Annotated in this window: 8 protein-coding genes; 4 read left to right on the forward strand and 4 right to left on the reverse strand. The window is 68.7% G+C overall.

The window, feature by feature from the left end; translation table 11 throughout:
• On the forward strand, positions 1–225 hold a 225-nt coding region (locus tag ACWELQ_RS30265; protein WP_452400442.1), incomplete at its 5' end, for a hypothetical protein.
• A 13-nt stretch (positions 226–238) separates the two neighbouring features.
• Entirely contained in the window at positions 239–877 is a 639-nt protein-coding gene (locus tag ACWELQ_RS30270) for a DUF2461 domain-containing protein (RefSeq protein ID WP_452400443.1), read from the forward strand.
• Between the two features lie 29 nt (positions 878–906).
• Here ACWELQ_RS30270 and egtD read toward each other — a convergent pair whose 3' ends face one another.
• From egtD to egtA, 4 genes are all read right to left on the reverse strand, one after another.
• Entirely contained in the window at positions 907–1,878 is a 972-nt protein-coding gene (gene egtD / locus ACWELQ_RS30275) for an L-histidine N(alpha)-methyltransferase (protein ID WP_452400444.1), read from the reverse strand.
• The gene (locus tag ACWELQ_RS30280; protein ID WP_452400445.1) at positions 1,875–2,753 is read right to left on the reverse strand and encodes an ergothioneine biosynthesis protein EgtC; all 879 of its coding nucleotides are present in this window, start codon (positions 2,751–2,753) and stop codon (positions 1,875–1,877) included. The genes egtD and ACWELQ_RS30280 overlap by 4 nt, the downstream gene beginning before the upstream one ends.
• Positions 2,753–4,096 (reverse strand): ergothioneine biosynthesis protein EgtB, encoded by a 1,344-nt coding sequence (gene egtB, locus ACWELQ_RS30285; RefSeq protein ID WP_452400446.1) that lies wholly within the window; start codon positions 4,094–4,096, stop codon positions 2,753–2,755. Before egtB ends, ACWELQ_RS30280 begins: the two co-directional genes overlap by 1 nt.
• A 124-nt stretch (positions 4,097–4,220) precedes the next feature.
• Positions 4,221–5,618 (reverse strand): ergothioneine biosynthesis glutamate--cysteine ligase EgtA, encoded by a 1,398-nt coding sequence (gene egtA / locus ACWELQ_RS30290; RefSeq protein ID WP_452400447.1) that lies wholly within the window; start codon positions 5,616–5,618, stop codon positions 4,221–4,223.
• Positions 5,619–5,742: 124 nt separating this feature from the next.
• Here egtA and ACWELQ_RS30295 point away from each other — a divergent pair, with 124 nt between their 5' ends.
• Positions 5,743–6,915, forward strand: a complete 1,173-nt coding sequence (locus ACWELQ_RS30295; RefSeq protein ID WP_452400448.1) for an aminotransferase class V-fold PLP-dependent enzyme — start codon at positions 5,743–5,745, stop codon at positions 6,913–6,915.
• A 105-nt stretch (positions 6,916–7,020) separates the two neighbouring features.
• Positions 7,021–8,154: long-chain-fatty-acid--CoA ligase (locus tag ACWELQ_RS30300; RefSeq protein WP_452400449.1), on the forward strand; the 1,134-nt coding region annotated here is incomplete at its 3' end.

An 8,154-nucleotide genomic window follows, 5' to 3' on the forward strand; every position in this document is an offset into this window, starting at 1 on the left:
GGTGCGCCGGTGCGGTCGGGCACCCAGACCTTCTCGATCATCGGATTCGTCTGCGCGGGCATCGCGCTGCTGCTGTGCCCATTGATCGGCATCGTCGGCATCGTGCTCGGCGTCGTCGGCAACAACAAGGGTGAACCGCTGGGCAAGTGGGCCGCCATCGCCGCCGGCGTGTGCATGGTCATCGGGTTCGGCATAGGGCTCGCGGTGCTCAATACCTCACGATGAATAATGGCTAGCCATGACCGCATTCACCGGGTTCCCGCTCGCCGGACTCGATTTCTACGAAGACCTGGAAGCCGATAACTCCAAGGCCTTCTGGAACGCCCACAAGCAGGTGTGGGAGGAGTCGGTGCGGGACCCGATGAAAGCGCTTGTGGCGGAGCTGGAACCGGATTTCGGCGAGGCCAAGATGTTCCGGCCGCACCGGGATGTGCGCTTCGCCAAGGACAAGTCGCCCTACAAGAACCATCAGGGCGCGGTGGTCTACAGCGCGCAGTACTCCGGCTGGTACGTGCAGATCGGGGCGGCCGGGCTGCGGGTGGCGGGCGGCATGTACGCCGCCTCACCCGCCCAGCTGACCGCGCTGCGGGTGGCCATCGACGACGAGGTGCGCGGCACCGAACTGGAAAGGCTGATCGCGCAACTGGTCTCGGCGGGCTACGGCATCGGCGGCGACAAGCTGGCCACCAAACCCAAAGGCTACGACATCGATCACCCGCGCATCGAACTGCTGCGCCACAAATCCCTCACCGCCGGAAAGGATTTCGGCGCACCGAAGTGGCTGGATACGCCGCGCGCGGGCAAGGAGATCCGGGCGGCCTGGGAAGAGATGCGGCCGCTGATCGCCTGGCTGGCCGCGGTCACCGCCCAGAAGTAGCGGGTGCTACTTCCGGGCGGCCCGCGCCGCTACCGGCGTTCCGCCAGGACCAGAGCGAAGCGCTGGTCCGGATCCGTCCAGACCCGCTCGGTGGTGAAACCGGCCGCGTCGAGCTCGGATTCGAGGATCCCGCGGCGGAACTTGGCCGAGATCTCGGTGCGTAGCTGCTCACCGGCGGCGAAGTCGACGGTCAGGTCGAGGTCGGCGATGTGGACGGTCATGGCCTCGGTGGCTTCCAGGCGCATCTCGATCCAGTCCGCCTCGGCGTCCCAGATCGCGATGTGCGCGAACTTCTCCGGCTCGAAGTTCGCACCCAGGCGGGCGTTGAGCACATGCAGCACATTGCGATTGAACTCGGCGGTGACCCCGGCGGCATCGTCGTAGGCGGGCACCAGCACCGCCGGATCGATGACCAGGCCCGCGCCCAGCAGCAATTGCTCACCCGGCTCCAGCACATCCCGGATACCGCCCAGGAACTCGGCACGCTCGGCGGGCACCAGATTGCCGATCGTGCCGCCCAGGAACGCGACCATGCGCCGCCCGCCGCCGGGCAGGTTGTCCAGCGCGTCGGTGAAATCACTGACCACACCGTGCACGCTCAGCCCCGGGAACTCCGAGGCCACCTCATCGGCCGCCATCCGCAACGCCGACACGGAAACATCCTGGGGCACATACTTCTTCAACGGTCCGGCGGCGCTCAGCGCGTTCAGCAGCAGCCGGGTCTTGGCTGCCGACCCCGCCCCGAGCTCCACCAGCACCTCGGCCTGCGCGATGGCCGCGATCTCCCCGACCACCCGCTCCAGCAAGGCTCGCTCGGTCCGCGTCGGGTAGTACTCCGGCAGCTCGGTGATCTTCTCGAACAGCTCGCTGCCCCGGGCGTCGTAGAACCACTTGGGCGGCAACCACTTCGGCTCCGCCGTCAGCCCGCGCCGCACATCCTCACGCAGCGCGACATTCAGATCTTCGTCGGTGAGATGAATCTCCACAGTCGCCGTATTCATGAACCAGCCCTTCCGATCTCGATATCCAGCGGCTCCACCGAAACCCGCCCATCAACCACCCGCACCAGCTGCCGATCGGCAATCGGCCGCCATCGCGAATCGTCATCGAACGGTTCCGAAGCCACCACTACGAACCCGTCGGCCTCGAGGACCGACAAAGAGTGATGCCACGTACTCCCCCAAACCCCCGCCCCATCCCCCACCAAGAGGTTCAACCGAGCCTTCGGCGACCGCGCCAACACCGCCGCGCTCACCACCCGCAACGCCTCCCCCGGCTCCATCCCACCGACCGAGCCGTCAGCGCCCCCGAGCAGGCCGCGCACGATCACCCAGAGAGCGGCGGAATCGGTGAGGGATTCGGCTTCGAGCAAGGGGGGCGAGCCGAATTCGGCAGCCACCTCCGTCAGTACTCGCCGCCAGTCGGGGATCGCGCCGTTGTGGCTGAAGGCCCAGCGGCCGTGGGTGAAGGGGGCGCAGGCCGAGCGTTCGATGGGCATTCCCACTGTGGCCGAACGGATTGCGGCCAGCACCGCGGTCGAACGGATTTGAGGCAGGACTTCGTCGACCGCTGGATCGGTCCAGATCGGGGCGGCGTTGCGGTAGCGGCTGACGACCGGATCGGCTGGGGCGGGGCGAGTTTCGGGCGTTCCGGGGTCCGGGGGTGCGCCGCCGTGCCAGATGACGCCGGGGCCGTGATCTGCCGAGGCGGCGTTGGGGTGGTGCCACCAGGCGACGCCGAAACCGTCGGCGTTGATGGTGCCGCCGCCGCGCATTTCACGGGGAGCCCAGGATTGGGTTCGGAGCGAATGCGGGCCTCGGGTGAGAAGTTCGCCTACCGGGGTGGGTGGGCCGAGGTAGGCGAGGTGGCGGCACATCAGCGTTCGTCCGGGGTGAGGTCTCGGGCCAGGCGGAAGCCGGAGAAGATTTGACGGCGGATGGGGTGGTCCCAGTTACGGAAGGTGCCGCGGGCCGCCACTTGATCCGCGCCGAAGGAGCCGCCGCGCAGGACGCGGTAGTCGCCGCCGTAGAAGACTTCGGAGTATTCGCGGTACGGGAAGGCTCGGAAGCCCGGGTAGGGGTCGAAACCCGAAGCGGTCCACTCCCAGACGTCACCAATGAGCTGGTGAACGCCGAGCGGGGACGCGCCCTCCGGATACGCGCCGACATCGGCCGGTTCCAGGTGGTGCTGGCCGAGATTGGCGAGCTGATCGGTGGGATCGGCGTCGCCCCACGGGTATCGGCGCGACCTGCCGGTGGCCGGGTCGAAGCGGGCGGCCTTCTCCCATTCGGCCTCGGTGGGCAGACGCTTACCAGCCCAGTTGGCGTATGCCTCGGCCTCGAACCAACAGACGTGCACCACCGGCTGCTGCGCGCGCAGCGGCTGCATGGTGCCGAAAACCCTTCGCCACCAACGGCCGCCGCCGTCCTGCTCCCAGAACTGGGGTGCGGTCAGTCCGGCCTCGACGCGATGCGCCCAGCCCGCCTCGGACCACAGTTCCCGCCGCTCGTAACCGCCGTCGTCGAGGAAGGCGAGGTACTGCTCGTTGGTGATGGGCGCGGCGTCGATCGCGAAACCGTCGACATGGACCGGATGCGCGGGGCGCTCATTGTCCAGCGCCCACGGGTCGGTGTCGGTGCCCATGCTGAATTCGCCTGCGGGAATGACGACTTCACCGCCGACCCGCACCCGCGCGGCCGGAGTCGGCGGCGCGGACAGCACCGCCTCGCCGGTGCGCAGCTGATGCGTGGCCAGCATGGTCTCGTCGTGCTGCTGCTCGTGCTGGGCGATCATGCCGAAGGCGAAGCCGTCCGTGACGAGCCCGTCACCGCGCAATGGGCTGTGCTCCAGTACATCCCACACCTTCTCGCGCACGGTGCCGACATACTCGCGGGCCTGCACCGGCTTCAGCAGCGGCAACGCGGGCCGGTCGGCGCGCGCGTGCTTGAAGGCGTCGTAGAGGTGATCGATGTCCTGCCGCACGGGTTCCCGCCCGCCGACATCGCGCACCAGCCACAGTTCCTCCTGGTTGCCGATGTGCGCGAGATCCCAGACCAGCGGGCTCATGATGCGCGAGTGCTGGGCCACCAGCTCGGCCTCGTCGATGCACTCGGTCAACCCGATGGTCCGCCGCCGGGCCCGCTCCAGGGTCTCGGCGATGCGTCCGCGGAGCGCCTCGGTCTCCGCCCGATCACTCCCCGGCAAATGCTGAACTGTCATGAGAGAACTTCCAATTCGTGGTCTGAACACGCCGAAGCGATACCGCGCACACCGCATCCGGGCAGCGCTGATCGCCCCGGCCTCTGGGTCCCGCACGCGCGGGTGAGTGGGCCGAGGTGGAATGTCATGCGCCGCTCCCGGATTCGCCCCCGGCGGGGCATTGTCCGTGACGACATCGCTCGGCGGCGGCGGCCAGCTCGCGCCGGGCCTCCTGAGACGAGGCGTGCGCGGTGGCCAATTCCAGCAGTGCCACCGCGGCCGCGCGCAGCTCCGCGTCGGCCAGGCCCAGGCGGGCGGCCTCGGACCACAGCTCGGCGGTCGGTGCGGCCAGATTCGTTGCCTCCGCGACGATCAGGGGGTTCGACAGCAGGGCGTCGAAGGCGTGCACGGGCACCGACCAGCCGTCGCCGGGCTGCGCGTCGAGGTAGCGCACCTCGAGATGCCCGGCGGCGCGGACCGGCGGGAACACGGTGGTGAGGTGGTAGTCGAGATCGTCGCGGTCCGGCCGCCGTCCGATCTCGTCGTCCAGCGCCCCGCACAACCAGTCGGCGAACGTCGCCCCCGGCGGCGCACTCCAGTCCGCGCTCTCGAGGTCCGGCGCGCCCCGGTTCACACTCGCCGAGCCGCCAGCCCGGGCACTGCCGCCGTTGGCCACAGCGCCGCCGTAGGGCATCGCAGCGTGCGCGGGGGCAGCCCTGGGACGTACACACAGCAGCGGGACGTCCAGGACCCAGCGGGCGTAGCCGGTGATGGGGTCGGCCCAGTCGTGTACGGGCGGGCGGGTGCGGAGGTGGTCGAGGCGTTGCCAGGCGCGCATGCGCTGCGAGGCCCACTCGCCGGGTGGGGCGGTGTGCAGGTCGGGTGAGCAGGCGAAGGCGGCCAGCAGGGCCGGACCCATGGCGTAGAGGGCGTTCCAGCGGGCCGCGATCTCGGCGGGATCGCGGCCCGCGTCGACACTCACCTGGGTGGCGGCGGTATTGCACATCATGAGCGCGCCGAAGGGGCCGATTCCGGCGAAGGAACGCTCCATGGCGCGGTAGCGCGGCAGCCGGAGCACGCGCGCGGGCCGCCGGACCGCGTCGGCGGCCCCGGAAAAGGTTCGGATCTGGCGGGATTCGAGCAGCTCCCGCAGGCGCATCGTGTCTGTCCGCAAGCGTTCACACAGTTCGGCGGCGGTGCCGAACGGGGCGCTGGACAATTCGATCTGACCGCCGGGTTCGATGGTGACCCGGCTGCCTCCCGGCAACGGAACGGCCGGGGAATCTGGCGAAATGGACCGTGGCGCATACGGTCCGAGTGCGTCCGCGAGGACCTTCAGGTCCGGACGCGAATTGGTTGCCGAAAGTTCACCTTGCGCGGTGAGCCACTCCAGTTCGGCACCGATGAGCAGCGGTGGGCCCTGTTTGAAACAGACTTTCCCGACGTAAGCCTCGGCGGCGGCGCGTGAGGAGAACTCGCCGCCCGGCTCCGATTCGGCCAGGCCACTGTGCAGCACATCGGTAGGTGACGCCGTGACAGCCATTGCCAACCTCCGTCTGATGCGATCGCCGTAGGGGGGACGCACGGCGACCCAAACCAGCGTAGCGAGTGACTGTGACAAGAAATCTGACGAAATGAAGAACACACCAACCGATATGGTCGTTCGTATGCTCGATATCGCTGCCTTGCGGGCCGAAACCCCCGGTTGTGAAAATCAGGTTTTTCTCGATAGCGCGGGCTCCTCGCTCCCGCCGAACGTCGTCCTGGACGCCACCATCGACCATCTGCGCCGCGAGGCCGAGATCGGCGGCTATCGCGCAGCGAACGAACGCATCGACGACCTGCACGGAGTCAAGACCGCCATCGGCGAACTCATCAACGCCGATCCGGGCGCACTGGCCCTCAGTGACAGCGCCAGCCGCTCGTGGAGCGATTTCTTCTATTCGATCCCGCTCGCCCCCGGCGACCGCATCCTGATCTCCGGCGCCGACTACGGCAGCAATGCCATCGCCGCCCTGCAGCGCGCCCGCCACAGCGGTGCGACCGTCGAGGCAATCCCCAGCGATTCCAGCGGCCAACTCGATCTCGACGCGCTCGAGGCCATGATCGACGAGCGCGTGAAACTGGTGTCGCTGGTCCATGTTCCGACCAACGGCGGCCTGGTGAACCCGGTCGCCGAGGCCGCCCGCATCGTGCACCGGGTCGGCGCGCTGGCCCTGCTGGACGCCTGCCAGTCGGCCGGGCAACTCCCCCTCGACGTCGCCGAACTCGAGGTGGACGCGCTCTCGGCCACCGGGCGCAAATGGCTGCGCGGCCCGCGCGGCACCGGCTTCCTCTATGTGCGCCCCGACCTGGCCCTGAGCCTCGAACCGACCCGTCTGGATCTGCACAGCGCCGAGTGGACCGCGCCCGACGACTACGTGCTCTCCCCCGACGCCAGCCGCTTCGAATTCTGGGAGTGCAATGTCGCGGCCCGGCTCGGCCTGGGCGCGGCCGTGCGCTACCTGCTCGACCTGGGCCCGGCGCAGGTCTACGCCGCCATCGCCGAACGCGCCGAGTACCTGCGCAAGGCATTGCAGGAGATTCCGGGCGTGGACGTGCGCGACCGCGGCACCCAGCACGCGGGCATCGTGTCCTTCACCGTCGACGGCCTGGAACCGATCCGGGTCAAGGAGCGGCTGGCCGCCGAGGCGATCACCGTGACCGCCAGCTTCCGCGGCTCCACCCTGCTGGATATGTCCGCGCGCGAACTGAACTCGGTCGTGCGGGCCTCCCCACACTGCTTCGTCGGCTTCGAGGACCTCGACCGCTTCGTGGGTGCCGTCAGGACCCTGGTGTAGCGGTCAGAACCCTCGCATAACCGACCGCATAACTCCGAAACGGTTAACAGCGCTCACTCCACGCGGGATATTGGAGATGCTGGTTACGCGTTTGAGGAGTCGATCGTGAGCCGCTTCACCGATGAGATGTACGCGACCGCCCGAACGTCCCCGCGGGGGCTGGTGACGGGCGAACCGGATAACCCGGTGCGGCACAGCTGGGGCGAAATCCATGACACCGCACGCCGAATGGCGGGCGGGCTGGCCGCCGCCGGGATCGGCCCGGGCGACGCGGTCGGCGTGCTGGCCGGCATGCCGGTCGATATCGCGCCCGCCTGCCAAGCGGTCTGGATGCGCGGGGCGTCGATCACCATGCTGCATCAGCCCACGCCGCGCACCGATCTGCAGGTGTGGACGCACGACACCGAGACGGTGCTCGGCATGATCGAGGCGCGCGCGGTGATCCTGGGCGAGCCCTTCATGATCGCGGAACCGCTACTGCGCGAACGCGGTATCGCCGTCATCACCCTCGACGCCATGCGCGCCGGTGAGCCCGTCGAGCCGCTGCCGACCGGCGAGGACGCGATCGCGTTGCAGCAGTTGACCTCCGGCTCCACCGGCTCCCCCAAGGCCGTGCGGATCACGCACGGCAATTTCTACGTCAACGCCTACGCGATGTTCGACCGGGTGAAGTTCCAGCTCGGCGACGATGTGATGATCAGCTGGCTGCCGCTGTTCCACGACATGGGCATGGTCGGATTTTTAAGTGTCCCCATGCAATTCGGCGCGGAAGTGGTGTGCGTGACGCCGCTGGACTTCCTGACCCGGCCCATCCTGTGGGCCGAGCTCATCTCGAAGTATCGCGGAACCGTCACCGCCGCACCGAACTTCGCCTACTCGCTGCTGGCACGGCGGCTGCGCAACGCCGCGGACGGCGCCTTCGACCTGAGCAGCGTGCGCTACATGTGGAACGGCGCGGAACCCGTCGACGCCGACACCATGGACGCCCTCGCCGAGGCCGGAAAACGCTTCGGCCTCAACCCGATGGCGCTGACGCCGGTCTACGGCATGGCGGAAACCACGCTGGCCGTGTCGATTCCCGATCCGGGCCTGGGCCAGGTCATCGACACCGTGGACGCCGATCTGCTCGAGGCGATCGGCAAGGCCGTCCCGGTCCGCGATCCCGAGCATCATCACGGCGGCATGCGCAGGCTGCCGACGCTGGGCTACCTGGTCGACAATCTGGAGGGCCGCGTCGTC

It is taken from the genome of Nocardia sp. NPDC004722, from assembly GCF_053601505.1.

Bases quoted from the DNA above. Each gene is read 5' to 3' on its own strand.
- egtA (WP_452400447.1), bottom strand. From the start codon at position 5,618: ATGGCTGTCACGGCGTCACCTACCGATGTGCTGCACAGTGGCCTGGCC.
- ACWELQ_RS30295 (WP_452400448.1), top strand. From the start codon at position 5,743: ATGCTCGATATCGCTGCCTTGCGGGCCGAAACCCCCGGTTGTGAAAAT.
- ACWELQ_RS30280 (WP_452400445.1), bottom strand. From the start codon at position 2,753: ATGTGCCGCCACCTCGCCTACCTCGGCCCACCCACCCCGGTAGGCGAA.
- egtD (WP_452400444.1), bottom strand. From the start codon at position 1,878: ATGAATACGGCGACTGTGGAGATTCATCTCACCGACGAAGATCTGAAT.
- ACWELQ_RS30270 (WP_452400443.1), top strand. From the start codon at position 239: ATGACCGCATTCACCGGGTTCCCGCTCGCCGGACTCGATTTCTACGAA.
- egtB (WP_452400446.1), bottom strand. From the start codon at position 4,096: ATGACAGTTCAGCATTTGCCGGGGAGTGATCGGGCGGAGACCGAGGCG.